This is a genomic window from Streptomyces sp. NPDC048637, from assembly GCF_040650675.1.
In the GTDB taxonomy this organism is placed as follows: domain Bacteria; phylum Actinomycetota; class Actinomycetes; order Streptomycetales; family Streptomycetaceae; genus Streptomyces.
The window spans coordinates 60,681-85,670 of sequence record NZ_JBEZHQ010000011.1; the positions used below are offsets into that span (position 1 = coordinate 60,681).

General features: G+C 71.5%; 26 protein-coding genes and 4 tRNA genes. 6 read left to right on the forward strand and 24 right to left on the reverse strand.

Annotation, left to right across the window (positions count from 1 at the left end; genetic code table 11):
* Positions 1-10: 10 nt before the first annotated feature.
* From nusG to AB0C46_RS16750, 3 genes are all read right to left on the reverse strand, one after another.
* On the reverse strand, positions 11-877 hold the full coding sequence (gene nusG / locus AB0C46_RS16740) for a transcription termination/antitermination protein NusG (protein WP_362828534.1): 867 nt from the start codon (positions 875-877) through the stop codon (positions 11-13).
* 73 nt (positions 878-950) lie between these two features.
* On the reverse strand, positions 951-1,247 hold the full coding sequence (gene secE, locus AB0C46_RS16745) for a preprotein translocase subunit SecE (RefSeq protein ID WP_159481505.1): 297 nt from the start codon (positions 1,245-1,247) through the stop codon (positions 951-953).
* Between the two features lie 108 nt (positions 1,248-1,355).
* Positions 1,356-1,428, reverse strand: a tRNA-Trp gene (locus AB0C46_RS16750).
* A 182-nt stretch (positions 1,429-1,610) separates the two neighbouring features.
* On the opposite strand from AB0C46_RS16750, the gene AB0C46_RS16755 reads away from it, so the two are divergent.
* Positions 1,611-2,846: a pyridoxal phosphate-dependent aminotransferase gene (locus AB0C46_RS16755; RefSeq protein WP_362828535.1), complete on the forward strand. Its 1,236-nt coding sequence runs from the start codon at positions 1,611-1,613 to the stop codon at positions 2,844-2,846.
* 125 nt (positions 2,847-2,971) lie between these two features.
* Positions 2,972-4,015 (forward strand): adenosine deaminase, encoded by a 1,044-nt coding sequence (locus AB0C46_RS16760; protein WP_362828536.1) that lies wholly within the window; start codon positions 2,972-2,974, stop codon positions 4,013-4,015.
* 18 nt (positions 4,016-4,033) lie between these two features.
* Here AB0C46_RS16760 and AB0C46_RS16765 read toward each other — a convergent pair whose 3' ends face one another.
* The 6 genes from AB0C46_RS16765 to AB0C46_RS16790 form a co-directional block, all read right to left on the reverse strand.
* Complete coding sequence (locus AB0C46_RS16765) at positions 4,034-5,089, reverse strand: UDP-N-acetylmuramate dehydrogenase (RefSeq protein ID WP_362828537.1); 1,056 nt, start codon at positions 5,087-5,089, stop codon at positions 4,034-4,036.
* A gap of 62 nt (positions 5,090-5,151) precedes the next feature.
* Positions 5,152-5,586: a MaoC family dehydratase gene (locus AB0C46_RS16770; protein ID WP_362828538.1), complete on the reverse strand. Its 435-nt coding sequence runs from the start codon at positions 5,584-5,586 to the stop codon at positions 5,152-5,154.
* 1 nt (position 5,587) lies between these two features.
* Positions 5,588-6,040: a MaoC family dehydratase N-terminal domain-containing protein gene (locus AB0C46_RS16775; RefSeq protein ID WP_362828539.1), complete on the reverse strand. Its 453-nt coding sequence runs from the start codon at positions 6,038-6,040 to the stop codon at positions 5,588-5,590.
* A gap of 84 nt (positions 6,041-6,124) precedes the next feature.
* On the reverse strand, positions 6,125-6,289 hold the full coding sequence (rpmG, locus tag AB0C46_RS16780; RefSeq protein ID WP_006604855.1) for a 50S ribosomal protein L33: 165 nt from the start codon (positions 6,287-6,289) through the stop codon (positions 6,125-6,127).
* An 89-nt stretch (positions 6,290-6,378) separates the two neighbouring features.
* Positions 6,379-6,451 (reverse strand) — tRNA-Met (locus AB0C46_RS16785).
* Positions 6,452-6,497: 46 nt separating this feature from the next.
* Positions 6,498-6,570 (reverse strand) — tRNA-Thr (locus AB0C46_RS16790).
* Between the two features lie 182 nt (positions 6,571-6,752).
* On the opposite strand from AB0C46_RS16790, the gene AB0C46_RS16795 reads away from it, so the two are divergent.
* Positions 6,753-8,015: an amidohydrolase family protein gene (locus AB0C46_RS16795; protein ID WP_362828540.1), complete on the forward strand. Its 1,263-nt coding sequence runs from the start codon at positions 6,753-6,755 to the stop codon at positions 8,013-8,015.
* Positions 8,016-8,092: 77 nt separating this feature from the next.
* Complete coding sequence (locus tag AB0C46_RS16800) at positions 8,093-8,755, forward strand: NAD(P)H-binding protein (protein ID WP_362828541.1); 663 nt, start codon at positions 8,093-8,095, stop codon at positions 8,753-8,755.
* Positions 8,756-8,837: 82 nt separating this feature from the next.
* On the opposite strand, the gene AB0C46_RS16805 is transcribed toward AB0C46_RS16800, so the two are convergent.
* Positions 8,838-9,281 carry a MarR family transcriptional regulator gene (locus AB0C46_RS16805; protein WP_362828542.1) on the reverse strand — a complete coding sequence of 148 codons (444 nt, stop codon included), beginning with the start codon at positions 9,279-9,281 and terminating at the stop codon, positions 8,838-8,840.
* A gap of 98 nt (positions 9,282-9,379) precedes the next feature.
* On the opposite strand from AB0C46_RS16805, the gene AB0C46_RS16810 reads away from it, so the two are divergent.
* Complete coding sequence (locus tag AB0C46_RS16810) at positions 9,380-9,772, forward strand: nuclear transport factor 2 family protein (RefSeq protein ID WP_362828543.1); 393 nt, start codon at positions 9,380-9,382, stop codon at positions 9,770-9,772.
* Between the two features lie 215 nt (positions 9,773-9,987).
* Here AB0C46_RS16810 and AB0C46_RS16815 read toward each other — a convergent pair.
* Positions 9,988-10,069 (reverse strand) — tRNA-Tyr (locus tag AB0C46_RS16815).
* A 190-nt stretch (positions 10,070-10,259) separates the two neighbouring features.
* Here AB0C46_RS16815 and AB0C46_RS16820 point away from each other — a divergent pair.
* Positions 10,260-10,748 carry a YajQ family cyclic di-GMP-binding protein gene (locus AB0C46_RS16820; protein WP_362828544.1) on the forward strand — a complete coding sequence of 163 codons (489 nt, stop codon included), beginning with the start codon at positions 10,260-10,262 and terminating at the stop codon, positions 10,746-10,748.
* A gap of 145 nt (positions 10,749-10,893) precedes the next feature.
* Here AB0C46_RS16820 and AB0C46_RS16825 read toward each other — a convergent pair whose 3' ends face one another.
* The 13 genes from AB0C46_RS16825 to AB0C46_RS16885 form a co-directional block, all read right to left on the reverse strand.
* A complete protein-coding gene (locus tag AB0C46_RS16825) occupies positions 10,894-11,286 on the reverse strand; it encodes a YccF domain-containing protein (RefSeq protein ID WP_362828657.1) in 393 nt (130 codons plus the stop codon).
* A gap of 133 nt (positions 11,287-11,419) precedes the next feature.
* Positions 11,420-12,283: a zinc metalloprotease HtpX gene (gene htpX, locus AB0C46_RS16830; RefSeq protein ID WP_362828545.1), complete on the reverse strand. Its 864-nt coding sequence runs from the start codon at positions 12,281-12,283 to the stop codon at positions 11,420-11,422.
* Between the two features lie 266 nt (positions 12,284-12,549).
* Positions 12,550-14,106, reverse strand: a complete 1,557-nt coding sequence (locus AB0C46_RS16835; RefSeq protein ID WP_362828546.1) for an NADH-quinone oxidoreductase subunit N — start codon at positions 14,104-14,106, stop codon at positions 12,550-12,552.
* On the reverse strand, positions 14,106-15,740 hold the full coding sequence (locus AB0C46_RS16840; RefSeq protein ID WP_362828547.1) for an NADH-quinone oxidoreductase subunit M: 1,635 nt from the start codon (positions 15,738-15,740) through the stop codon (positions 14,106-14,108). The genes AB0C46_RS16835 and AB0C46_RS16840 overlap by 1 nt, the downstream gene beginning before the upstream one ends.
* 98 nt (positions 15,741-15,838) lie before the next feature.
* Positions 15,839-17,836 carry an NADH-quinone oxidoreductase subunit L gene (locus AB0C46_RS16845; RefSeq protein ID WP_362828548.1) on the reverse strand — a complete coding sequence of 666 codons (1,998 nt, stop codon included), beginning with the start codon at positions 17,834-17,836 and terminating at the stop codon, positions 15,839-15,841.
* The gene (nuoK, locus tag AB0C46_RS16850) at positions 17,833-18,195 is read right to left on the reverse strand and encodes an NADH-quinone oxidoreductase subunit NuoK (protein ID WP_362828549.1); all 363 of its coding nucleotides are present in this window, start codon (positions 18,193-18,195) and stop codon (positions 17,833-17,835) included. The genes AB0C46_RS16845 and nuoK overlap by 4 nt, the downstream gene beginning before the upstream one ends.
* On the reverse strand, positions 18,195-18,818 hold the full coding sequence (locus AB0C46_RS16855) for an NADH-quinone oxidoreductase subunit J (RefSeq protein ID WP_362828550.1): 624 nt from the start codon (positions 18,816-18,818) through the stop codon (positions 18,195-18,197). Before AB0C46_RS16855 ends, nuoK begins: the two co-directional genes overlap by 1 nt.
* Positions 18,815-19,423 carry an NADH-quinone oxidoreductase subunit I gene (locus tag AB0C46_RS16860; protein WP_362828551.1) on the reverse strand — a complete coding sequence of 203 codons (609 nt, stop codon included), beginning with the start codon at positions 19,421-19,423 and terminating at the stop codon, positions 18,815-18,817. Before AB0C46_RS16860 ends, AB0C46_RS16855 begins: the two co-directional genes overlap by 4 nt.
* Positions 19,420-20,388: a complex I subunit 1 family protein gene (locus AB0C46_RS16865; RefSeq protein WP_362828552.1), complete on the reverse strand. Its 969-nt coding sequence runs from the start codon at positions 20,386-20,388 to the stop codon at positions 19,420-19,422. Before AB0C46_RS16865 ends, AB0C46_RS16860 begins: the two co-directional genes overlap by 4 nt.
* Complete coding sequence (locus AB0C46_RS16870) at positions 20,385-21,926, reverse strand: NADH-quinone oxidoreductase subunit C (RefSeq protein ID WP_362828553.1); 1,542 nt, start codon at positions 21,924-21,926, stop codon at positions 20,385-20,387. The genes AB0C46_RS16865 and AB0C46_RS16870 overlap by 4 nt, the downstream gene beginning before the upstream one ends.
* Complete coding sequence (locus AB0C46_RS16875; RefSeq protein ID WP_362828554.1) at positions 21,923-22,585, reverse strand: NADH-quinone oxidoreductase subunit B family protein; 663 nt, start codon at positions 22,583-22,585, stop codon at positions 21,923-21,925. The genes AB0C46_RS16870 and AB0C46_RS16875 overlap by 4 nt, the downstream gene beginning before the upstream one ends.
* Entirely contained in the window at positions 22,576-22,977 is a 402-nt protein-coding gene (locus tag AB0C46_RS16880) for an NADH-quinone oxidoreductase subunit A (RefSeq protein ID WP_176740708.1), read from the reverse strand. Before AB0C46_RS16880 ends, AB0C46_RS16875 begins: the two co-directional genes overlap by 10 nt.
* A gap of 282 nt (positions 22,978-23,259) precedes the next feature.
* Positions 23,260-24,831 (reverse strand): hypothetical protein, encoded by a 1,572-nt coding sequence (locus AB0C46_RS16885; RefSeq protein WP_362828555.1) that lies wholly within the window; start codon positions 24,829-24,831, stop codon positions 23,260-23,262.
* Between the last annotated feature and the right edge of the window lie 159 nt (positions 24,832-24,990).

Below are 24,990 nucleotides of genomic sequence, written 5' to 3' on the forward strand. Positions count from 1 at the left end.
CCGGAAGAACCTAGTTCTTCTGGATCTGGTCGAAGCTGAGCTCGACCGGGGTCTCGCGGCCGAAGATCTCGACGAGGCCCTTGACCTTCTTCGAGTCGGCGTTGATCTCGTTGATCGTGGCCTGCAGCGTCGCGAACGGGCCGTCGGTGACGGTGACGGAGTCGCCCACCTCGAAGTCCAGCACCTGGACCTCGACCTTGCGGGACGGCGCCGGCTTGCCCTCGGCCGCGGCGGCCTCCTTGGCGGCCTTCTCCTCAGCCTCCGGGGCAAGCATCTTGACGATCTCGTCCAGCGTCAGCGGGTAGGGGTCGTAGGCGTTGCCGACGAAGCCCGTGACACCCGGGGTGTTGCGGACGACGCCCCAGGACTCGTTCGTCAGGTCCATGCGCACCAGCACGTAGCCCGGGAGCTTGTTCTGGCGGATGGTCTTGCGCTCGCCGTTCTTGATCTGGGCGACCTCTTCCTGCGGCACCTCGGCCTGGAAGATGTAGTCCTCGACGTTCAGCGAAACGGCACGCTGCTCGAGGTTGGTCTTCACGCGGTTCTCGTAACCCGCGTAGGTGTGGATGACGTACCACTCACCGGGGAGGCCGCGGAGCTCGTCGCGGAGGGCGGCCACCGGGTCGACCGGCTCCTCTTCCTCTTCCTCGGCGGCTTCAGCGACGACCTCGTCCTCGTCCTCGACGTGCACCGCAGCGGCCTCGGCGGGCTCACCGGCGGCGGCTTCCTCGGCGTCCAGCTCGTCGACCTCGTCGGCGGCCTGGACGATCTCGAGTTCGGTGTCGTCGCCCTGGACCTCGGCCGAGGCAGCCGCGTCCACGTCGGCCGCTGCCGTCTCGGCGGAGTCGGCGGCGTCGTTCAGGTTCGGGTCAGACACGGTGGCTGCTTCTTCCTGGCTTCAAGGGGTTGAACATGCGAAAGGGGCGCCCGCTGAGGCGCCCTCCGCGGGATCAGCCGAAGACGTACCCGACGACTCGGTTGATTCCCAAGTCAATCACGGTTACGAGACCGATGATGATGACAACGAAGACGATCACCACGCTGGTGTACGTCGACAGCTGGCTGCGCGTGGGCCAGACGACCTTGCGGAGCTCCGCCACGACCTGGCGGTAGAAAAGCGCGAGACGTGCGAAGGGGCCCTTCTTGCCGCGCTTGCCGCCGCGGCGGGGCTTCTTCTGGGATTCCGCGGTCTCGTCCTCGGAACGACCGCGCTCAGGCATGTCGATGGAGCCCAGGGCGTCCGTCACTCGTCCTCACCTGAATCCGGGTCGTGGCCGTGCCGCGCCCGGTTGAGCCGCACGGCGGTGCATTTCATACGTACGCGTGCACGCACCATGGTGACGAAGTGCGTGTAGCAGGGCCGGAGGGACTTGAACCCCCAACCGCTGGTTTTGGAGACCAGTGCTCTACCAATTGAGCTACGACCCTTTGTGGTTCCCCCAACCTACCGCATGCGGCTGACTGCACTACGTGCGTGCACCGCGGCGACCTGTCGGGGCCAACGGTCAGCGAGTGTACGTGCTTCAGAGCCGGGCGTCGAACAGAAACGTCCCGGGTGGTCCCCGCAAACCGATGTGCCGGGCCCGTCAGAGGTCTGGGACGATGCAGATATGAGCGCTGCCACTCCTCCCGCTTCGTCCCCCACCGACCGCCGGGTCTCGGCCCGCGTCGGTGCGATCTCCGAGTCCGCGACCCTCGCCGTCGACGCCAAGGCGAAGGCCCTCAAGGCCGCCGGACGCCCGGTGATCGGCTTCGGTGCCGGTGAGCCCGACTTCCCCACGCCCGACTACATCGTCGAGGCGGCGATCGAGGCCTGCCGCAACCCGAAGTACCACCGCTACACCCCGGCCGGCGGCCTCCCCGAGCTGAAGACCGCGATCGCCGCGAAGACGCTGCGCGACTCCGGCTACGAGATCGAGGCCGCGAACGTCCTGGTGACGAACGGCGGCAAGCAGGCGATCTACGAGGCGTTCGCAGCGATCCTCGACCCGGGCGACGAGGTCATCGTCCCGGCGCCGTACTGGACCACCTACCCCGAGTCGATCCGTCTGGCCGGCGGTGTGCCGGTCGATGTCGTCGCGGACGAGACCACGGGCTACCGCGTGACCGTGGAGCAGCTGGAGGCGGCCCGTACGGACCGCACCAAGGTGCTGCTGTTCGTCTCGCCGTCGAACCCGACCGGCGCGGTCTACACCCGCGAGCAGGTCGAGGCCGTCGGCCGCTGGGCCGCCGAGCACGGTCTGTGGGTGCTGACCGACGAGATCTACGAGCACCTGGTCTACGGCGACGCCGCGTTCTCGTCGCTGCCGGTGGTCGTGCCCGAGCTGCGCGACAAGTGCATCATCGTCAACGGCGTGGCGAAGACGTACGCGATGACCGGCTGGCGGGTGGGCTGGGCGATCGGCCCCAAGGACGTCATCAAGGCCGCCGCGAACCTCCAGTCGCACGCCACGTCCAACGTCTCCAACGTCGCGCAGGCCGCAGCCATCGCGGCGGTCTCCGGCGATCTGACGGCCGTCGAGGAGATGAAGGTCGCCTTCGACCGGCGCCGCCGGACCATCGTGCGGATGCTCAACGAGATCGACGGGGTGCTGTGCCCGGAGCCGGAGGGCGCGTTCTACGCGTACCCGTCGGTGAAGGAGCTCCTGGGCAAGGAGATCCGCGGCAAGCGCCCGCAGACCAGTGTCGAGCTGGCCGAGCTGATCCTGGAGGAGGCGGAGGTCGCCGTCGTCCCGGGCGAGGCCTTCGGCACCCCCGGCTACCTGCGGCTTTCGTACGCGCTGGGCGACGAGGACCTGGTCGAGGGCGTGTCCAGGATCCAGAAGCTGCTGGCGGAGGCCAAGTAGGCACCGTCCGTCGCGTCTCGCGTGCGGGCCCCGGAACCTGTTCCGGGGCCCGCACGCGCATTCCGCCGGACACCCCTTCGGGAAAGGCCCTACCGGCGCCCGCTCCCATACGGCAAGATCTTCGGATGGAGAGCGTTCGTGCCCGCGGCGAAGCCGCCATTCGAGACCTGCGCCGATTGCCGAAGGCCCATCTGCACCTGCACTTCACCGGTTCGATGCGGTCCACGACCCTGCTGGACCTCGCCGACAAGTACGGCGTCCATCTGCCGGAGGCGTTGCGGAGCGGTGAACCTCCCCAGCTGAGAGCCACGGACGAGCGCGGCTGGTTCCGTTTCCAGCGGCTGTACGACATCGCGCGGTCGTGTCTGCGGACGCCCGAGGACATTCAGCGGCTGGTGCGCGAGGCCGCGGAGGAGGATGTCCGCGACGGGTCGCGCTGGCTGGAGATCCAGGTCGACCCCACCTCGTACGCCCCGCGGCTGGGCGGTCTGATCCCGGCTCTGGAGATCATCCTGGACGCGGTGCACAGCGCCTCCAGGGACACCGGTCTCGGCATCCGCGTCCTGGTGGCCGCGAACCGTATGAAGCACCCCCTGGACGCCCGTACGCTGGCGCGTCTCGCGGTGCGCTACGCCGACCGCGGCGTGATCGGCTTCGGGCTGTCCAACGACGAACGCCGGGGTTTCGCCCGGGACTTCGACCGCGCCTTCGCCATCGCCCGGGAGGGCGGCCTGCTGGCGGCGCCGCACGGCGGAGAGCTGTCGGGACCGGCGAGCGTCCGGGACTGCCTGGACGATCTGCACGCCGGCCGGGTGGGGCACGGCGTACGGGCCGCGGAGGATCCCGTGCTGCTGCGCCGGCTGGCCTCGCGCGGGGTGACCTGCGAGGTGTGCCCCGCGTCGAATGTGGCGCTGGGGGTCTATGAGAAGCCGGAGGACGTGCCGCTGCGGACGCTCTTCGACGCGGGCGTGCCGATGGCGCTGGGCGCGGACGATCCGCTGCTGTTCGGCGCGCGGCTGGCCGCGCAGTACGAGTTCGCCCGCACCGCGCACGGCTTCACCGACGCCGAACTGGCCGAGCTGGCCCGCCAGTCGGTCCGCGGCTCACGCGCCCCGCAGGACGAGCAGCAGCGGCTGCTGGCGGAGATCGACGCCTGGCTGGCCGCGTAGGGCCCTCCCAGAGGCCGGCTAGAGGCTCACGCCGACGGTGACAGGTTCGTTGACGAGCGTGACGCCGAAGGCCGCGTGCACGCCGTCCCGGACCTCGCGGGCCAGGGCGAGCAGGTCCTCGGTGGTGGCCGCGCCGCGGTTGGTGAGCGCGAGGGTGTGCTTGGTGGAGATGCGGGCGGCGCCGCTGCCGTATCCCTTGGTGAAGCCGGCCCGGTCGATGAGCCAGGCCGCGGAGGTCTTCACCAGGCCGTCGCCCGCCGGGAAAGCGGGCGGGGCGACGTCGGGGCCGAGGCGGTCCTGGACGCGGCGGACGAAGACGGTGTGCTCGGCCTCGGTGAGGATCGGGTTGGTGAAGAACGAGCCCGCCGACCAGGTGTCGTGGTCCGCGGGGTCCAGCACCATGCCCTTGCCGGCGCGCAGGGCCAGAACGGTCTCTCTGGCGACGGCGGCCGGGACCCGGTCCCCGGCCTCGACGCCGAGGGCGCGGGCGGTCTCGGGGTACTTCAGGGGCGCGGAGAGGCCCCCGGCGTCCTCCAGGGCGAAGCGCACCCGCAGCACCACGAACCGGTCGGGGTGCTCCTTGAAGCGGCTGTGGCGGTACGAGAAGCCGCACTCCTCGCGGGGAATCGTGACGGTCTCGCCGAGGCGGCGGTCGTAGGCGACGACCTCGGTGATCGTGGTGGAGACCTCCTGGCCGTACGCGCCCACGTTCTGGATCGGGGTGGCGCCCGCGGAGCCGGGGATGCCGGCCAGGCACTCGACGCCGGCCAGTCCCGCCTCGACCGTGCGGGCGACCGCGTCGGACCAGTTCTCGCCCGCGGCGAGCGTGAGGGCCGTGCCGTCGAGCGCGAAGCCACGGGTGGCGATGCGCAGGGCAGTGCCGTCGAAGCCCTTGTCGCCGATGACGAGGTTGCTGCCGCCGCCGATGATCAGCAGCGGGGTCCCGGCGTCGTCGGCCGCGCGGACGGCCGCGATCACCTCGTCGTCGGTGGTGGCCGTGACGAGGCGGGTGGCCGGGCCGCCGAGGCGGAAGGTGGTCAGCGGGGCGAGGGGGGCGTCGTGGAGTTCCTGCACGCGCCCAAGGGTACGGGGGCGGTCCGACAGCCCTCGGCCGGACGCCCCCTGGAAGCCCCGGCTCAGGCCAGGCGGACCACGGCGCGGGACATGCCCAGCACCTTCTGGCCGGCGCTCATCGCGGTGAGGTCGACGCGGACCGTACGGTCGTCGTCGTCCAGCTTGGCGGCGACCTTGGCACTGACCTCGATCAGCGCGCCGGTCTCGTCGTTGGGGACGACGACGGGCTTGGTGAAGCGCACACCGTATTCGGCGACCGCGCCCGGGTCACCGGCCCAGTCGGTGACCACCCGGATCGCCTCGGCCATCGTGAACATGCCGTGGGCGATGACGTCCGGCAGCCCGACCTCCTTGGCGAACTTCTCGTTCCAGTGGATCGGGTTGAAGTCACCGGAGGCGCCCGCGTACTGGACGAGCGTGGCGCGGCTCACGGGGAAGGCCTGCGCCGGGAGTTCCGTGCCGACCTCGACGTCGTCATAGGAAATCTTCGCGGCCATCTCAGGCCTCCTTCTCGGCGCGGGCCACCAGCTTGGTGAAGGCGGTCACGACGTGTTCGCCCGCCTCGTCGTGCACCTCGCCGCGGATATCGATGATGTCGTTGCCGGCCATGGTCCTGATGGCCTCGATGGTGGAGGTGACGGACAGCCGGTCGCCACTGCGCACCGGCCGGGTGTAGGCGAACTTCTGGTCGCCGTGCACCACCCGGCTGTAGTCCAGACCCAGTTGCGGGTCCTCGATGACCTGCCCCGCGGCCTTGAAAGTGATGGCGAACACAAAAGTCGGCGGTGCGATCACATCGGAGTGCCCGAGTGCCTTTGCCGCTTCCGCGTCGGTGTAAGCGGGGTTGGGGTCACCGATCGCCTCGGCGAATTCGCGGATCTTTTCCCGGCCGACCTCGTACGGGTCGGTGGGCGGGTACGTGCGTCCGACAAAAGACTGGTCGAGCGCCATGGGCTCGCAACCTCCCTGTACTGGTGGTGATAACGCCGTGAGGCCGCCCCCACGAATGGGGACGGCCTCACGGACGAGCCTGTGTTATCGCGTCTCGCGGTGCGCGGTGTGCGAGTTGCAACGAGGGCAGTGCTTCTTCATCTCAAGACGGTCCGGGTCGTTACGCCGGTTCTTCTTGGTGATGTAGTTCCGCTCCTTGCACTCCACGCAGGCCAGCGTGATCTTCGGGCGGACGTCGGTGGCAGCCACGTGAGTGCTCCTTGGACGGACGGGTGGTCGGATTAACGCATAAAAGAGTAGCCGATCGGAGGACCGACCCCACAATCGGCTACTGTCAGTAGCGGTGACCGGACTTGAACCGGTGACACAGCGATTATGAGCCGCTTGCTCTACCGACTGAGCTACACCGCTGTGATGCGAGGGGACCCCGCCCGAAGGCGGGAACCTCACACATCAGAGCCCCAATACGGAATCGAACCGTAGACCTTCTCCTTACCATGGAGACGCTCTGCCGACTGAGCTATTGGGGCGAGCGATGAAGACATTACACGGCCCGCCGCCAAACGTGAAATCCGTATCCAGGCCGTGCCCCAACCGCCCCGCGCACCACACCGGTACGACTATTTCGCGCCTGCGCGAAGCTCTCCCGGCAGCGCCCTAGGCTCGGAAGAACGCTGCGTGATCTTGCACGCCGGTGCCTTCGAGGAGCGCGATGTCCGACAGCAGTTCGCCGCAGCCGCAGCCGGGAAAGCCCGGCGGGCCCGGCCGGTTCGCGAGGTCGGAAAACGGTGCGCTGGTGTTGTGCGGCGCCCGGCTCGCCGACGGGCGGACGGTGGACGTACGGCTCGGCGGCGGACGCATCGAGGCCGTCGGGACGGCCGGCAGCCTCGCCCCGCAGGGCGTCCGTGTCGACCTCGCCGGCTACCTCCTGCTCCCCGCCCCCGCCGAACCCCATGCGCACTGCGACACCGCCCTGACGGCCGACTCCGACGGCCCCGCCTCCAGCTCCCCCGAAGACGTCCAGCGGCGGACGACCGAGGCCGCGCTGCTGCAGTTGGGGCACGGCGCCACCGCCTCCCGCAGCCACGTCAGGGTCGGCGACGTACAGGGCCTGCGTTCGCTGGAGGCGGTGCTGCAGGCCCGCAGGTCGCTGCGCGGGCTGGCCGATCTGGCGGCGGTCGCGGTGCCGCGGGTGCTGACCGGGGTGGCCGGGGCGGACGGGCTGGCGATGCTGCGGGACGCGGTGAGGATGGGCGCCTCGGTCCTCGGCGGCTGCCCGGACCTCGACCCCGATCCGGCCGGGTACGTCCAGACGGTGCTGGAGCTGGCCGGGGAACACGGCTGCCCGGTGGATCTGCACACCGACGGTGACGATCCGGCGCGGCTGGCGCGGTTCGCAGCGATGTCCGGCGGACTGCGGCCGGGGGTCGCCCTCGGGCCGTGCGCCGGAATGGCGCGGATGCCGCGGAGCGTGGCGGCGCGGGTCGCCGAGCAACTGGCGGCCGCCGGGGTCGCCGTCGTCTGTCTGCCGCAGGGTGACTGTACGGGCCTGGAACGGTACGGCTCGCGGGTGTCGCGGCCGGCGCCCGTACGGCTGCTGCGGGCGGCCGGTGTCCAGGTGGCGGCGGGCAGCGGGGCGTTGCGGGACGTGGCGAACCCGGTGGGGCGCGGTGACCCGCTGGAGGCCGCGTATCTGCTGGCCTCCCTGGGCGAGGCCACGCCGGAGGCGGCCTACGAGACGGTGAGTTCGGCGGCGCGGGCGACCCTGGGGCTGCCGGAGGTACGTGTCGAGGCGGGCTTCCCCGCGGAGCTGCTGGCGGTGCGCGGCGAGCGGATCGCGGGGGTGCTCTCGCTCGCGTACAGCCGGATCGTGATCCACCGCGGGCGGGTGGTCGCCCGCACCAGCGCGGTGCGCGAGTACTGCGACTCGGCGGCGGATGTGGCGCTGGAGCTGCCGCGGCAGTCGCAGCGCTGAGCCGCGGCGGCGAGAAGGCACCCGGACCCCGGCCGGTCCCGCGCTCCGCGGCGGCCCTTCGGCGTACGGTCGGGATCATGCGCATTGTCATCGCAGGTGGACATGGTCAGATCGCGCTGCGGCTGGAGCGGTTGCTCGCCAAGCGCGGGGACGAGGTCGCGGGCATCATCCGCCGGCCGGAACAGGCCGGTGACGTGCTGGCCGCGGGAGCCGAACCGGTGGTCTGCGACCTGGAGTCGGCGTCGGTGGAGGATGTCGCCCGGCACATGGAGGGCGCCGACGCGGCCGTCTTCGCGGCGGGTGCGGGACCGGGCAGTGGCATCGAACGCAAGGACACGGTGGACCGCAGCGCGGCGGCGCTCTTCGCGGACGCGGCCGAGGCGGCGGGCGTACGGCGCTTCCTCGTCATCTCCTCCATGGGCGCGGACCGTGAGCCCCCCGAGGGCACCGACCCCGTCTTCACCGCGTACCTGCGGGCGAAGGGCGCCGCGGACACGGACGTACGGGCCCGCGCCGGGCTGGACTGGACGATCCTGCGGCCGGGCCGGCTGACCGACGCCCCCGGAACGGGCCTGGTGGCGCTAGCCGAGGCGACCGGCCGCAGCGAGGTGCCACGGGACGATGTGGCGGCCGTCCTGGTGGAGCTGCTCGACGAGCCGGGCACCATCGGCCGGACGCTGGAGCTGATCAGCGGGGATGTGCCGGTGAACGAAGCGGTGCGGGTGGTGGCCGGGCGCTGAGGGGCGGCGTCCGCCGCTCCCCGCTTCCACCCCACCCGGGCCCCGGGGCCACGACCGTCAACCAGCGGTAGCGGCCCCGGCGCTAGGCAAACGGGCCATCGACCGTGAAACGGCGCAGGTGCTGGGCGAACACCTCGGCTTCACCCGGTGGCCATGAGGACAGGCTCGCCATGATGTGGGCGGCCAGACGTGCCCGCAGCTCCGCCACTGCGCGTTCGCCCTGCTCGGTGAGAACGAGCAGATGCGCGCGCCGGTCGGCGGGATCCGCCGCACGGCGGATGAGGCCGGCGGTCTCCAGTCGTGAGGCACGCCGGGTGACACCGGAGCGGTCGACGCCGGCCTCGGGCGCCAGGTCGGCCGCGCTGCGCGGCCCGGTCCGGGCCAGGGCGCTGAGTACCGGGTACGTCAGTTCGTCCACCGCCTCCCCCATGCCCTCGGTGAGCTGCTGGTGCAGCTGCCTACGAGTGGTGCGCCGGAGCAGGATGCCCAGCGCGTCTGCGATCTCATGCCCTACCTCGTTCTCCACACCACAAGAATAGCGTGCGCTGCGCACGCATCTGCTGCTACAGTGCGGGAGATGCGTGCGCAGCGCACGCACTTCTGGCTCCCTGGGAAGGACGCCCCATGACTCGCACCGGCATCAAGCCCGCCCTGGACGACTTGCTCTTCAGCCGCGACCTGACCGTGCAGGAGGCCGCCGACCGCCACTTCGCCCCGGAGTACCGCCAGCGCACGGATGGGCAGTGGGCCGACCGCGCCGGGTTCCTCGAGCACATCACCCACCTGCGCACCGCCGTCGCCGGCGGCCATGTCCAGGTTCACGAAGAGCTGTACGACGGCGGCAAGTACGCCGACCGGCACACCGCCCACATCACGAAGAAGGACGGCTCGACCGTACGCATGGAGGTCTACGTGTTCGCCGACTTCGCGCCCGACGGCCGGTTCAGCCGCATCGAGGAGACCACCCTGCTGCTCCAGGGCTCCGACAGCGACCGCGATATCGGCAACGCTCGCTAGGGCTGCCGGCGCGCGATGTCCGGCACGCGAAATGCGGCACAAGCGGGATGCGGGGGGGGGAGAGAGACGGGCCAGGTGAGACAGGCCGGACCCCGGCGGTCGAGGCGGGTCGGCGGGCCAGCGGGCCGGGCAAGCAGGCCGGGCAAGCAGGCCGGGCAAGCGAAAACCCCCTCCAGCCTGCTATTTCAACAGGCCGGAGGGGGTTTCCTCCACTGTGGCGGCGCCAGGATTCGAACCTGGGAAGGCTGAGCCGGCAGATTTACAGTCTGCTCCCTTTGGCCGCTCGGGCACACCGCCAAGTTTTGCTGCCGGGAGAGCCGCTGTGGGGCGGTGCTCCGTGGCAACGACGTAAACCATACCCGATGGCTGGGGGTGGTTCGCCACTCGATTCGGGAGCGCTGGATCTTGGCCGGGTGGCTAGGCTTGGCAGGCGGTCCGGGGACGGGCCGCACCCCTGACGGATCTACGTACGAGGAGCCAACTCAACATGGCCGACTCCAGTTTCGACATCGTCTCGAAGGTAGAGCGGCAGGAGGTCGACAACGCCCTCAACCAGGCCGCCAAGGAGATCTCACAGCGCTACGACTTCAAGGGCGTGGGCGCGTCGATCGAGTGGTCGGGCGAGAAGATCGAGATGCGGGCCAACGCCGAGGAGCGAGTGAAGGCCGTACTCGACATCTTCCAGTCCAAGCTGGTCAAGCGCGGGATCTCGCTGAAGGCGCTGGACACCGGCGAGCCGCAGGCCTCGGGCAAGGAGTACAAGATCTTCGCCTCGATCGAGGAGGGGATCTCGCAGGACAACGCCAAGAAGGTCGCCAAGATCATCCGCGATGAGGGCCCGAAGGGCGTCAAGGCGCAGGTGCAGGGCGACGAGCTGCGGGTCAGCTCGAAGAGCCGGGACGACCTGCAGACGGTGCAGCAGCTGCTGAAGGGCAAGGACCTGGACTTCGCCCTGCAGTTCGTGAACTACCGGTAGGAGCCCGGTTTTCGGGTGCCACAGGATGGGGCGGTGCGCCGCGGCGTGCCGCCCCACCTGTGTGTCGGGGCGGCACCACGAGGAGCGGGCGGCAGGGCGCGAGGGCCCCGGGCGGGCGGGCGGCCGGCAGGCGCTCAGTAGGCGCTCAGCGGGCGGCGAAAGGCTCGTCCGTGGGGACGATGTCGCGGCCCAGCGGCATGAGGGAGATCGGGAGCATCTTGAAGTTGGCGATGCCGAAGGGGATCCCGATGATCGTCACGCACAGGGCGATGCCGGTGATGATGTGGCCCAGGGCCAGCCACCAGCCCGCGAAGATGATCCAGATGACATTGCCGATCGCCGAGCCGGCACCGGCGTCATGGCGCGGCACGGTCGTCCGGCCGAAGGGCCACAGGGCATAGCCGGCGATCCGGAAGGACGCGATGCCGAACGGGATGGTGATGATCAGGATGCAGCAGATGATGCCCGCGAAGACGTAGCCGAGCGCCAGCCAGAAGCCGCTGAGGACCAGCCAGAGGACGTTGAGGATGAACTTCATGATCAGCAGCCTTCCACGGGCACGGCGGAGAACGTAACTGCCGGGCAGGACGCCCTGGGCCGGGTGAAGCGTTGCGTTCATGATGCGGCGGGCGGGGAGCGGCGGCCACCGCTCCGCGCGGCCCCTGGTCCCTTCAGGGGCGGGGGCCCGCCATCCGTTCCAGGCGGGCGATGCGTTCGCGCATCGGGGGGTGGGTGGAGAACAGGCGGGACATGCCCTCGCCCGTCCGGAACGGATTGGCGATCATCAGGTGCCCGGCGGTCTCGAGCCGCGGCTCGGGCGGGAGCGGAAGCTGCTGGGTGCCGGCCTCCAGCTTGCGCAGGGCGGAGGCCAGGGCCAGGGGGTCGCCCGTGAGCTGGGCGCCCGAGGCGTCCGCCTGGTACTCGCGGGAGCGGCTGACGGCCAGCTGGATGAGGCCGGCCGCCACCGGCCCGAGGATCATGATCAGCAGCATGCCCAGGAGGCCGGGGCCCTCGTCGTCGTCGGAGCGGCCTATGGGAATCAGCCAGGCGAAGTTCACGAGGAACATCACGACGGAGGCCAGTGCGCCCGCGACGGAGGAGATGAGGATGTCGCGGTTGTAGACATGGCTGAGCTCATGGCCGATGACGCCGCGCAGCTCGCGTTCGTCGAGCAGCTGGAGGATGCCGTCGGTGCAGCAGACCGCGGCGTTGCGGGGGTTGCGGCCGGTGGCGAAGGCGTTGGGCGCCTGGGTCGGGGAGAGGTACAGGCGCGGCATGGGCTGGCGGGCCGCGGTGGAGAGCTCACGGACCATGCGGTAGAGCTGTGGTGCCTCGAACTCGCTGACCGGGCGGGCGCGCATGGCCCGCAGGGCGAGCTTGTCGCTGTTCCAGTACGCGTAGGCGTTGGTGCCCAGGGCGACGACGACGGCGATGATCAGGCCCGTACGGCCGAACAGGCTGCCGATGACGATGATGAGGGCGGACAGTCCCCCGAGGAGTACGGCGGTCCTGAGCCCGTTGTGCCGGCGGTGCACGGTACGCCCTCCAAGCGGTGCGGCAGGGGAACCCTGTGCTGCGTTTCTCCACTGACCAGTGGAGCCTTACTCACTGGTCAACGTGAGATGAACGAGCCTGGTTCCCCGGTACGCGCGGGGCGGGGCCGGGCGGGGCACCCAGCCGCGCCCGGTGGGGCCTGTCGCCGTACGGCCCGCCTGGGGCCGCTCCTGGCCGTCAGGAGCGGCCCGGAGCGTGCGGGTGCCGCCGCTCGGCCTGTTAGGGCGGGTGCCCGCCGCTCGGCCCGTTAGAGCAGCGCCCCGGAGGCGAAGCGCAGGACGAGCTGCGGGGCGCCGGAGAGGGCGATGCCGAGGACGGCGGCGAGGGCGATGGCGGTGGCGAGAGGAGCCGGGATCCTGGCGCGGGGCGGCTGCTGCTCCGCCGGGGCGGCCTCGGACGCCTCGGGGGCCCCGGACGCTGCGGGGGCCTCGGCTCCCCGGAAGAGGATCGTGGTCCACTGCAGGTAGTAGTAGAGCGCGATCACGACATTGACCGCCATGATCACCGCGAGCCAGGCCAGGCCCGCGTCGACGGCCACGGAGAAGACCGTGACCTTGGCGAACAGGCCGATGATGCCCGGCGGCAGCCCGGCCAGGCACAGCAGGAAGAAGCCCAGGGCGAGCGCTGCCAGGGGACGGCGGGCGTACAGGCCCCGGTAGTCGGAGATGCGGTTGGCGGGACACGTACGGGCCACCAGGGCGGCGACCGCGAAGGCGCCGAGGTTCACGGCCGCGTACATCAGGGCGTAGGCGACGGTGGAGCCGATGGCGTGCGCCGGGTCCTGGGTGTAGCCGGCCGCCGCGATCGGCACCAGGAGGTAGCCGGCCTGGCCGACCGACGACCAGGCCAGCAGGCGTACGGCGCTGTGTGCGCGGCGGGGGTCCTGGCGGATGGCCGCGACATTGCCGACGGTCATGGTGAGGGCGGCGAGGACGGCCAGCGCCGGGCCCCAGACGTCCGCGTACGACGGGAAGCCCTGCACGGTGACGAGGATCAGGCCGGAGAAGCCGACGGCCTTGCCGACCACCGAGAGGTAGCCGGCGATGGGGAGCGGCGCGCCGACGTAGGTGTCCGGCACCCAGAAGTGGAACGGGGCGGCGGCGGTCTTGAAGGCGAAGCCGACGAGGGTGAGCGCGACGCCGGCGCTCGCCAGGGTGGCCAGCCGCGGGTCGGGGAGCGCGGTGAGGGCGTGCGCCATCTGGGAGAGGTGCAGGCTGCCGGTGGTCGCGTACAGGAAGCTCACGCCGAGCAGCATCACGGCGGTGGCGGCCACCGAGGACAGGAAGAACTTCAGCGCCGCCTCGGAGGAGAGCCGGTCGCCGCGTCGCAGCCCGACGAGGGCGAAGGCGGGCAATGAGGCCACTTCGAGGGCGATGACGAGGGTGGCGAGGTCCCGGGAAGCGGGCAGCAGGGCGGCGCCGGCCGCCGAGGAGAGCAGCAGGAACCAGTACTCGCCGGTGGGCAGGTCCTGGTCCTTGATGGTGTCGATGGACAGCAGGGCAGTCAGCAGCGCCCCGCCGAGCACCAGGAACTGGATGACCAGCGCGAACGGGTCGGCCACATAGCTGCACACGTCGGGGTGGGCGGGCAGGCAGAAGGTGCGGCGGCCGCCGCCCAGGAGGGGCAGCAGGAAGAGCGTGGCGACCGCGAGCCCCGCCGTGGCGAGCCAGCCCAGCAGCGGCTTACGGGCCGCCGGGACGAAGAGGTCGGCGACGAGCACCACCAGGGCGACGGCCGCGGTGAGGGTGGGCGGCGCGAGGGCGAGCCAGTCGACGGACTGGACCAGAGGGGTGATCGAGCTCATCACTTACCGCCTCCGAGGAGCTGCTGGACGGCCGGGTCGGTGAGGCCGAGGAGGGCCGCGGGCCACAGTCCGGCGAGGACGGTGAGGACGGCGAGGGGGGTCCAGGCCGCGTATTCGTAGTGCGCGATGTCGGGGATCGCGGGAGCCGGTGCGGACTGTCCGGACGGGGCCTCGTCGGCCGGGTCGGCGGTGCCGAGCGGGGCGGTCGGGGCGAGGTGCGGGGTGCCGCCCATGCAGACGCGCCGGACGACGAGCAGCAGATAGGCGGCGGTCAGCAGGGTGCCGATGCCGGCCAGCACCATGAACGTCAGGAAGGCGGGGCGGCTGAGGCCCGGGGCCGGCCGGAAGGCGCCGAACATCGCCAGCATCTCGCCCCAGAACCCGGCCAGTCCGGGGATGCCCAGGGAGGCGACGGCGCCGAAGGCGAGCAGACCGCCGAAGCGCGGTGCCCTGCCGTAGAGGGCGGCGCCGGTGCTGCCCGCGAGGGCGTCGAGGTCGGTGCTGCCGCAGCGGTCCTTGAGCGCGCCGACGAGGAAGAAGAGCAGGCCGGTGATCAGGCCGTGCGCGATGTTGGCGAACAGTGCGCCGTTGACGCCGGTGGGGGTCATGCTGGCGATGCCGAGCAGGACGAAGCCCATGTGGCCGACGGAGCTGTAGGCGATCAGACGCTTGAGGTCGCCCTTGGCGCCCTTGCGTACGAGGGCGAGGCAGGCGAGCGAGCCGTAGATGATGCCGACGGCGGCCAGCGCGGCGAGGTACGGCGCGAAGGTGTGCATGCCCTCGGGCGTGATGGGCAGCGCGATCCGCACGAAGCCGTAGGTGCCCATCTTCAGCAGCACACCGGCCAGCAGCACCGAGCCGACGGTGGGGGCGGCGGTGTGGGCATCGGGCAGCCAGCTGTGCAGCGGCCACAGGGGCGACTTGACGGCCAGTCCGATGCCGATCGCGAGCACCGCGAGCAGCTGAACCGTGTGGCTGAGCTGGGCTTTCGGTCCGTTGTCAGTGGCGAGTGCCACCATGTCGAATGTGCCGGATTTCACGCCGATGAGGAGGAGGCCGAGCAGCATCACGACGGAGCCGAGCAGCGTGTAGAGGATGAATTTCCAGGCCGCCGCCTGCTTTCCCGCCCCGCCCCAGCGGGCGATGAGGAAGTACATCGGGATGAGGACCATCTCGAAGGCGAGGAAGAAGAGCATCAGATCGAGGACGGCGAAGGTGGCGAGGGTGCCGGCCTCAAGGGTGAGCAGCAGCGCCACAAATGCCTTGGGAGACGGGCCCGTCGGCATGTGGAAGTAGCTGTAGAGCGCGCAGAGGAAGGTCAGCAGCGCGGTCAGGACGACAAGGGGGAGCGAGATGCCGTCGACGCCGAGGTGGATACGGATGTCGAGCGCCGGGATCCAGCTGATGTCGGTGGTGGCCTGCATACGGGCCGGGTGGTCGTGGTCGAAGCCGGCGGCCAGCGCGATGGCGGCGGCGAGCACGACGCCGGTGACGGTCACGCCGTGGCGCAGTACGGCCTGGTCGGGGTTCGTGCCGCGCAGGCCGGGCGGGGCCGGGAACAGTGCGGCGAGCGCGCCGACGAGGGGGAGGACGACGACGGCCGCGAGGAGAATCTGCAGAGCGGTGTGAGTCACGGGTCAGGCCCTCCTCAGGGTTTCGGCTCCGGCGAGGCAGGCCATGAGGTGTGTCGGCTGGGGGTGCGGGGGTCGGCCCCCGGGGGATGGCAGCACGGTCAGGCTCCCGTGCCCGTGGCGACGAGGACGGCGGCGATGGCCAGGACGAGCGAGCCCGCGAGCAGCGCACCGAGATAGGTCTGCACGTTCCCGGTCTGGGCGCGGCGGACGGCGGCGCCCAGCCAGCGGGGCGCGGTGCCGGCACCGCGGACGTAGGTGTCGACGACCTCGCGGTCCAGGAAGCGGACGAGCGTGGCGGCGGCGCGTACGGGCCGGACGAACAGCGCGGAGTAGACGGCGTCGAGATGGAAGCCGACGGCGGCGTGGGGCTGCAGCGGGCCGAGGAGGAGGCGGCCGGGGTCGGCCGGGTCCGGGGCACCGGCGACGCTTCCGTAGACCGGGGCGTGGGTGGCGATGGCCGTCTCCTCGGCGAGGCCGGGTGAGGCGTCCGGGTCGGTGACGACCGCGCCGATGGGGGTGCGGGCGGCCAGGGCGGTGGTGTGGCGCCAGGCCGCATAAGTGACCAGGCCGCCGACGAGGGCGATACCGGTGCCCAGGACGGAGGTGGTCAGGGTCGGTGCGAGCGAACGTCCGTCGAACCAGTCGGGCAGCAGGGGGGCGGCGAGGCCGAGCGCGACGGTGGGGATGAAGAGCACCCACAGCACGGCGTTCATGACGACCGGCTGCGGGCCGTGGTCGGGGACTTCGGCGCCCTTGCCCTTGAAGGCCAGCAGCCACAGGCGGGTGGCGTAGGCCGCGGTGAGGAGGGCGGTGAGCAGTCCGGAGATCAGGACGGTCCAGCCGGCCGCGCCGGGGATGCCGTGCGCGGCACCGGTGGTGGCGTGTTCGGCGGCGCCCAGGACGGCTTCCTTGGAGAAGAAGCCGGCGAACGGCGGGATCGCGGCGAGCGCGAGCAGCGCGACGGTGACGGTCCAGTAGGCGTCCGGGATGCGCCGGGCCAGGCCGCTCATCCGGGACATGGCGGCCAGTGAGTTGGTGCCCGCGGCGTGGATGATCACGCCCGCGCCGAGGAAGAGGAGGGCCTTGAAGGCACCGTGCGAGATGAGGTGGAAGACGGCGGCGCCGCGGTCGCCGACGGCCAGTGCGCCGAGCATGTAGCCGAGCTGGCCGACCGTCGAATAGGCCAGGACCCGCTTGATGTCGTCCTGGGCCAGCGCGGCCAGACCGGAGCCGACCATGGTGATCGCGGCCATGACGGCCATCACCACCAGCGCGGCCGCGGAGGCGGCGAAGACGGGGAGGAGACGGGCCACGACATAGATACCGGCCGCCACCATCGTCGCGGCGTGGATCAGCGCCGAGACGGGCGTCGGGCCGGCCATCGCGTCCGGGAGCCAGGTGTGCAGCGGGAACTGCGCCGACTTGCCCGCGACACCGGCCAGCAGCAGCAGCGCGATCAGCGTCGGGTGGTCCAGGCCGCCGTCGGTGACGGAGCTGAGGATGCCCGTGATGCGGAACGTTCCGGCGTCGGCGGCCAGCGCGAAGATGCCGAAGAGGAAGGGGACATCGCCGAGCTTGGTGACGAGGAAGGCCTTGAGGGAGGCGGCACGGGCGGCCTCGGTCTCCCAGTAGTGGCCGACGAGGAAGTAGGAGCAGATGCCCATGACTTCCCAGCCGACCAGCAGCAGCATCAGGTCACCGGTGTAGACGACCAGCAGCATCGCGGAGGTGAAGAGCGAGACCAGCGCGGCATAGGAGGGGTAGCGGGGATCGTCGCGCAGATAGCCGGTGGAGTAGATCTGCACACAGGACGCCACAATCCCGACCAGGACGGCGAGCAGCGCGGCGAAGCCGTCGATGTGCAGGGCCAGGTCGATGGGGATCGAGCCGGTCGGGGTGAGTTCGGTGGCGACGTCGGTGGCCGGGCCGGTGCCCTGTTCGATCGCCACGGTCACCGCGAGCGCGGCCGCGGCCAGCGTCGGCAGCACGGCCAGCGGCCGGACGAATCCGGGCGCACGCCCGCCCAGGAGGAGACCGGCGACGGCCCCGAGGAAGGGCAGGAGGGGGACGAGAACGGCAGTGGTCGTGAGGGTCACGCGGCGGCCTCCGCCGTGGTGTCCGGCTGCGGGTCCCCGTCCCCGGCGTCCGCCTTCTCGGCGAGGTCACGGAGCCGGTCGATGTCGGAGCTGCCGCGGTTGCGGTAGACGAGCAGCACGATCGCCAGCCCGATGCCGATCTCGGCGGCGGCGATGGCGATGGTGAAGAGGGTGAGCGCCTGGCCGGTGTGCAGGGTGTCGCGCAGCCAGACGTCGAAGGCGACGAGGTTGAGGTTGACGGCGTTGAGCATCAGCTCGACGGACATCAGCACCAGGATCGCGTTGCGGCGGGCGAGCACGCCGTACAGACCGGTGCAGAAGAGGAGGACGGCAAGGACGGCCGGGTAGGCGAGATGCATCAGCGCTGCTCCTCTCGCGGGGCGGGGGCGACGGGAGCGCGGGAGGCGCCGTTCTTGAGGTCCGCCGCCGCGGCCTTGCCCTCCCCCGTCCTGCGGGACAGCACGATCGCCCCGACGAGCGCGGCGAGCAGCAGCACGGACAGCGCCTCGAAGGGCAGCACCCAGTACTGGAAGAGGCTGCGCCCGGAGGCTTCGGTGGAGCCCTGGGCGGCGCCCTCGAAGCTGATCCAGGTGGCGCGGAAGGCGTCCACGACGACCCAGACCAGACAACCTGCCGAGGCGAGGGCCACCACGAGTGCGGCCCAGTGGTTGCCCGAATCGGCGTCCGGGGAGCGGCCGATGGGCGCCTTGGTGAGCATCAGCCCGAAGAGCAGCAGGACGACGACCGAACCGACGTAGATCAGCACCTGCACCCAGGCGATGAACTCGGCCGTGAGGAGGAGGTATTCGACGGCGATCCCGCCGAGGGCCACGACCAGCCAGAGGGCGGCGTGCACCAGCTGCCTGGTGGTGACGGTGATGACGGCCGCGCCGAGGGTGGCGATGCCGACGAGGACGAAGGCGACCTCGACACCGGTGGGTGAGAGGAAGCCCTGGCCGGCTGCGGTGGCGGCGAGCGTCACTGTCCCTCCCCTGGGGTGTCCGGTCGGTCCTGGTCCGGCTCCGCCGCCGCGGCCCGGGCGGCCTCGGCTTCGGCTTCGGCCTGCTGCTGGGCGGCGAGCTTGTCCGCGGCCTTGTGGGCGGCGGCGAGCTCCTTGGGCTCCTCGGCCGCCGGGTCGAGCGCCGGGGGCTCGGGCACCGTCCACATCCACTCGCGGAGCTTGTCGCGCTCATGGGTCAGCTCGCGGATGTCCGTCTCGGCGTACTCGAACTCCGGTGACCAGAAGAGCGCGTCGAAGGGGCAGACCTCGATGCAGATACCGCAGTACATGCACAGCGCGAAGTCGATCGCGAAACGGTCCAGCACGTTGCGGCTGCGCTCCCGGCCTCCGGGGGCGGCCGGCGGCACCGTCTCCTTGTGGGAGTCGATGTAGATGCACCAGTCCGGGCACTCCCGGGCGCACAGCATGCAGACCGTGCAGTTCTCCTCGAACAGCCCGATGACGCCACGGGTACGCGGCGGGAGGTCGGGCTGGACGTCCGGGTATTGCGCGGTGACCGATCGTTTCGTCATCGTCCGGAGGGTGACGGCCAGCCCCTTGGCAAGGCCGGAACCGGGGAAGCTCATGACGAGATCACCACCTTGACGACGCCGGTGAGGGCGATCTGGGCGAGGGCGAGCGGGATGAGGACTGTCCAGGCGAGCTTCTGCAGCTGGTCCTCGCGCAGGCGCGGGTAGGTCACCCGCAGCCAGATGACGCCGAAGGCGAGGATCACGGTCTTCAGCAGCGTCCACAGCCAGCCCAGGCCGTCGGCGCCGAACGGGCCGTGCCAGCCGCCCAGGAAGAGGACGGAGGTCAGGGCGCAGAGGACGACGATGCCCGCGTACTCGGCGAGCAGGAAGAGGGCGAAGCGCAGTCCGGTGTACTCGGTGTACGCACCGAAGATGATCTCCGAGTCGGCGACCGGCATGTCGAACGGCGGCCGCTGCAGCTCGGCGAGCCCGGCGGTGAAGAAGACCACGCCGCCGACGATCTGCCACGGCACCCACCACCAGTGGAAGGCCTCGATGATGCCGGGCAGCGAGAGCGTGCCGGCCGCCATCGCGACGGAGGCCGCGGTGAGCAGCATCGGCAGCTCGTACGCCAGCAGCTGCGCGGCCGTCCGCAGACCACCGAGCAGCGAGAACTTGTTCGCCGAGGCCCAGCCCGCCATCAGCGAGCCGAGCACTCCGACGCCCATGACGGCGAGGACGAAGAAGATCCCCGCGTCCAGGTCCTGGCCCACGGCGTTGCGCGGGCCTATCGGGATGGCGACCAGGACCAGGAGGTACGGCAGCAGCGCCACGGCGGGCGCGAGCTGGAAGATCCGCCGGTCGGCACCGGCCGGCACGATGTCTTCCTTCTGCGCGAACTTCACCCCGTCGGCGACGAGCTGCGCCCAGCCGTGGAAGCCACCCGCGTACATCGGCCCGAGCCGGCCCTGCATATGGGCCATGACCTTGTGCTCGGTCTGCCCGATGACCAGGGGAAAGACCAGAAAGACGGCGAAGACGGCGAGGAGGCGCAGCGCAATGTCGAGAGCGTCGCTCATGGGGTGTCGCCTCCTGCCGGGTCCTGGGGGGTGGGGGGCTGGTCCTGGGGCTCGGGGGGCTGGTCCTGGGGCGCGTCCTGTTGGGGGTGGGGGGTGGGTTTTGGCTCCGGGGTGGGCGCCGGTTTCGTCGGGCTTGACTCCGGGGTGGGCGCGGGCTCCGGCTTTTCTTCCGGTGTCGCCGGCCCGGTCTTCGTCTCCGGAGCCGTCTTCTTCTCGGGCTCCGTCTTCTTTTCCGGAGTCGCCTTCTTCTCCGGATCCGCGCTCTTCTCCGGATCCGCGCTCTTCTCCGGATCCGCGCTCTTCTCCGGATCCGCGCTCTTCTCCGGCTCGTCGAAGGCCGGACGGGCGTGATGCCAGGGTGCGTCGGAGGAGCGCTGGGGCGCCTCCTTCGCGGGGGTCGCCGGGGTCGGGGCGTCCTGGGCGGGCGCCTCCTTCGGGGAAGTGACCTCCTGTGAGGCGCCCTTCGGTGAGGTGTCCTTCGGTGAGGTGTCCTTCGAGGGGGCCTCAGCCGCTGGGGCGCCGCTTGCCTGGGGCTCCGCGGTCTCCGCCGCGTCCGCCGCCGGCTGCTGCTGGCTGGCCGACCCCTCGCTCACCGAACGGGTACGGCGTGCCGGACGCTCCGGCCGCTCGCCACCCGCCGGGGCCGCCGGGGCCGCCGGAGTTCCAGTCCCCTCCGGCGCCTGCTGGCTGGCCGAGCCCGCGCCCGCCGTGCGGGTACGCCGTGCCGGACGCTCACCCGCGGCGGCACCGGCTGCACGGGCACCGCCGGCCGCCCGCGCGCCCCGCGCCGGACGCGCGGGTGCAGGCGGCAGCTGGCCCTTCAACGGGCCCCATTCGTTCGGGTCCGGGACGCCCGGGGGCAGCATCTGGCGCCGCTTGGGCCCGCCGTGCTCGGACTCGCCCGGCTCCTTGGCTCCCGGCCACGCCTTGGCGACCCGCGCCGCCAGCACGAAGTCCTTGCGCAGCGGGTGCCCCTCGAAGCTCTCCGGGAGCAGCAGCGGTACGAGGTGCGGGTGGCCGGTGAAGTCGACGCCGAACATCTCGTGGGTCTCGCGCTCGTGCCAGCCCGCGCCCGCATACACACCGAGGGCGGTGGGCAGCGCGGCCGCGTCATGCGGCACGGTCGTCCGCACGATCAGCCGGTGGACGGTGCCGGGGCGCGCCACGTCCGCGAGATGGGCACAGATCCGGAAGCCGGTGCCGGGCTCGTCGACGGCGCTCAGCCAGTCGAAATAGCTGCAGCCCAGGTCGTCGCGGGCGGCCGTCAGCGCGGTGAGCCAGCCGTCCGCGGGGACATCGACGGTCAGCAGGTCGTACGCCAGCTCCGCCGTGGCCCCGGGACCGAAGATCTCGCTCGCCGGGCGCGGCAGCCAGCCGACGACCGGCTCGGCCGCGGGCTGCTCGGACGGCTCGGACTGATCGCTCCGGTCCGGCGCCGCCGACTGCTCAGCAGTGGCGGCCTGCTCAGCGGCCGCCGCCTGCTCAGGGGACGTCGCCTGCTCAGGGGCCTCCGGCCGCTGCTCGGGCTGCTCGCTCATCGGGGTTCCTCCCCCGCCGGCTTCGGCGCATCCGCCGGCTTCGGCGCGGGCGGTGTGACGAGTCCGCTGCGCAGCGCGGCCGCCGAGGGCCGGGCCGTGCCGCCCTTCGCGTACCGCTCCCCCAGCGATTCGCGCGCGATCTTCTCCTGGAGCTTGAGGATGCCCTGCAGCAACGCCTCCGGACGCGGCGGGCAGCCCGGGACGTACACATCCACCGGAATGATCTGGTCGACGCCCTTGGTGACGGAGTACGAGTCCCAGTACGGGCCGCCGCAGTTGGAGCAGGCCCCGAAGGAGATGACGTACTTCGGCTCCGGCATCTGCTCGTAGAGCCGCTTGACCGCAGGCGCCATCTTGTCGGTGACGGTGCCGGAGACGACCATCAGGTCGGCCTGGCGGGGGCCGGGCGCGAACGGGATCACGCCGAGCCGGATGAAGTCGTGCCGCGCCATGGACGCGGCGATGAACTCGATGGCACAGCAGGCCAGTCCGAAGTTGAAGACCCACAGGCTGTAGCGGCGGCCCCAGTTGAGGACCACCTTCATCGGTTCGGGCGCGAGCCGGGCGAGGGTGCCCAGGCGCCGCGGCTCCGGCAGGAACTCGGGGGCAGCGCCCTCGGCCGCGGCTGCGGAGCTGTTGGAGGCGGGGGTCACGTCCATTCCAGGACGCCCTTCTTCCATGCGTAGAGCAGGCCGACGGCGAGGAAGCCGAGGAAGATGAACATCTCCACCAGCGTCACGCCGCCGAAACCGGGGGCGGCGAAGATCGTTGCCCAAGGGAACAGGAAGATCGAGTCAACGGCGAAGATGACATAGAGGAAGGCGTAGACGTAGTAGCGGACCTGGGTGTGCGCCCAGCCCTCACCGACCGGATCCACACCGCACTCATACGTCAGCAGCTTCTCCGGCGTCGGCACCACGGGCCGCAGCAGCCGCCCGGCACCAAAAGCCACGGCGACGAAGAGCACACCGATCACGGCGATGAGCCCGACGACCGAGTAGCCCTGGAAGTAGTCCGCGGCGACAGTGGTGCGTACGGTCGCGTCCGGCACGTCCGCCCCTCGCTCCCTGACTGTGATTGTTCAACGACTTCGACGATCTGTACGGACCGGAGTCTAGGCCCTGCCCCCGCCCCGGTGAGCAGCCGCATCGTCGCGGCAGGTGGGGTTGTCCCCACTTCGCCCTACCTGGGCGGCCGGCAGCGTAGATCGAGCGGCCGGTTGTCTCAGAACCTGTCTCACTGACCGGACGGGCGGCGGGGCGGAGACAGGACGGGCGACGGGGTGTGCGATCGGGTGGGCGACCAGGTGGGCGACCGGATGGGAGGGCTCGGGTCAGGGAATCGGGCCTCCGTCGAACGGGCTCCGTCGGTCGGCAGTGGTGGGGGCGGAGGGGTCGGCGGGTGCGGCGGGGGTGCCGACGCCTCCTGGGGACTCGGCAGCTTCAGGGGTCGCCACCGGCATCGTCGGCATCGGCTGCGGCGCCGGGGCGTGAGGCTGCGAGGGAGCCGACGGCTGAGGCGGAGACGGAGGTTGGGTGGGCGCCTGCGTCTGGGGGTGCGGCTGGTGCTGGTGCTGGTGCTGCGCGGGAGCCTGCGGCTGGTGCTGGTGCTGCACAGGAGCCGGGTGCGTGGCCTGCGGCGCGTAGTACTGGGGCGCCGGCTGGGGCCGATGCTGAGCCTGGGGCCGGGCAGGGCTCCCGTCCCTTGTGTATGACGAGGGCTGTGGCTGCGATGGCGGCTCGGCCTGCGACTGCGGACCGGACTGGGCATGGACCTGCGAACCGCCCTGCGGCTGCGGGCCGGCCTGAGCTTGCGGACCGGCCGGGGACTGGGCCTGCGGACCAGCCGGGGACTGGGCCTGCGGACCGGCCGGGGACTGGGCCTGCGACTGTCGCGGCTGCTGGTACGGCGCGGAGACCGTCGCCTGCCCCGGGACATACACCGGCGGCTGGCCCGGCGGGTGGACCGTCGTCTGCCGTTGCTGTTGCCGTCGGCCCGGTTCCCGCGAGACCGCACGGTCCATCACCTCGGCCGCGATCCGCGCCGCCGCCTCCCTCGTCCGTTCGCCGAGCAGCTCCGTACGGATGGCGCCGCCGGCCGCCAGATGCCGGTCGTAGGGCAGCGGCAGCACCGCCGCACCGCCGGCACCGAGATGTTCGGCGGCCCTGCGGACGTCGAGGCCGCTGTCGGGGGAGGTGTGGGTGAGCACGACGACCGTGGTGGGCAGCAGGCCGGAGTGCAGCCCACCGATCCAGTCCAGTACGGAGCGGCTGGCCGCCACGCCTTCCGGGGTCGCCGGGGTGACCAGCACACGCGCCTGCGTCGTCACCAGTGCGGTGCGCGCCACCTCGGCGGGCAACGTCTCGCAGTCCACGACGGTGGCCGCGAAATGGTGGCGGAGCGAGGTCATCACCACGCGGTAGGTATCGAGGTCCAGCCGGGTACCGATGGCGCCCTGGCTGCCGGGCAGCAGCCAGCCGCCGCCCGCGAACGGGAGGAGATAGCCGGTCAGGTCCGTGATCAGCATCGACGGCTCGACGATCTGCGCCAGATCGCTGCCCGACCACCGCACCTCGCGTGCGCCGAGCCGGTGCGGCAGCGTGCCGAGCGCCGGATCGGCCTCGACGGCGAGGACCGGGTCGGACCGGTAGTGCGCGTAGGTGAGTGCGAGCAGGGCGGCGACGGTGGACTTGCCGGCACCGCCGCGAATGCTGGACACGGCGATCTGCCGGCCCGTGGTCACGGGCTGCTGGATGGCGTGCGCGGCCTGGGTGACCGCGGCCGTTTCGGCGGCCGGGGACGAGGCGAAGACCCGGCGCAGCGCCCGGCCCGCACGCCGGGCCAGGGGGTCACCACGACGCGGCCGGGGCTGACCGTCGGCCAGTTCCGGCGGCAGGAGGGGCACGGAGAGGGGCGTCCGGGCCGGCAATCCTGGCCGGCCGTAGCGGCCGGGAGCGGGCGCGGGCATGGCGGGCGCGGGAGCCGAGGGAGCCGAGGGAGCGGAAGCCGAGGGGGCGAGTGGCGAGGCGGCGGGCGACGAGGGGGCGGGGCCGGGCGGCTGGAC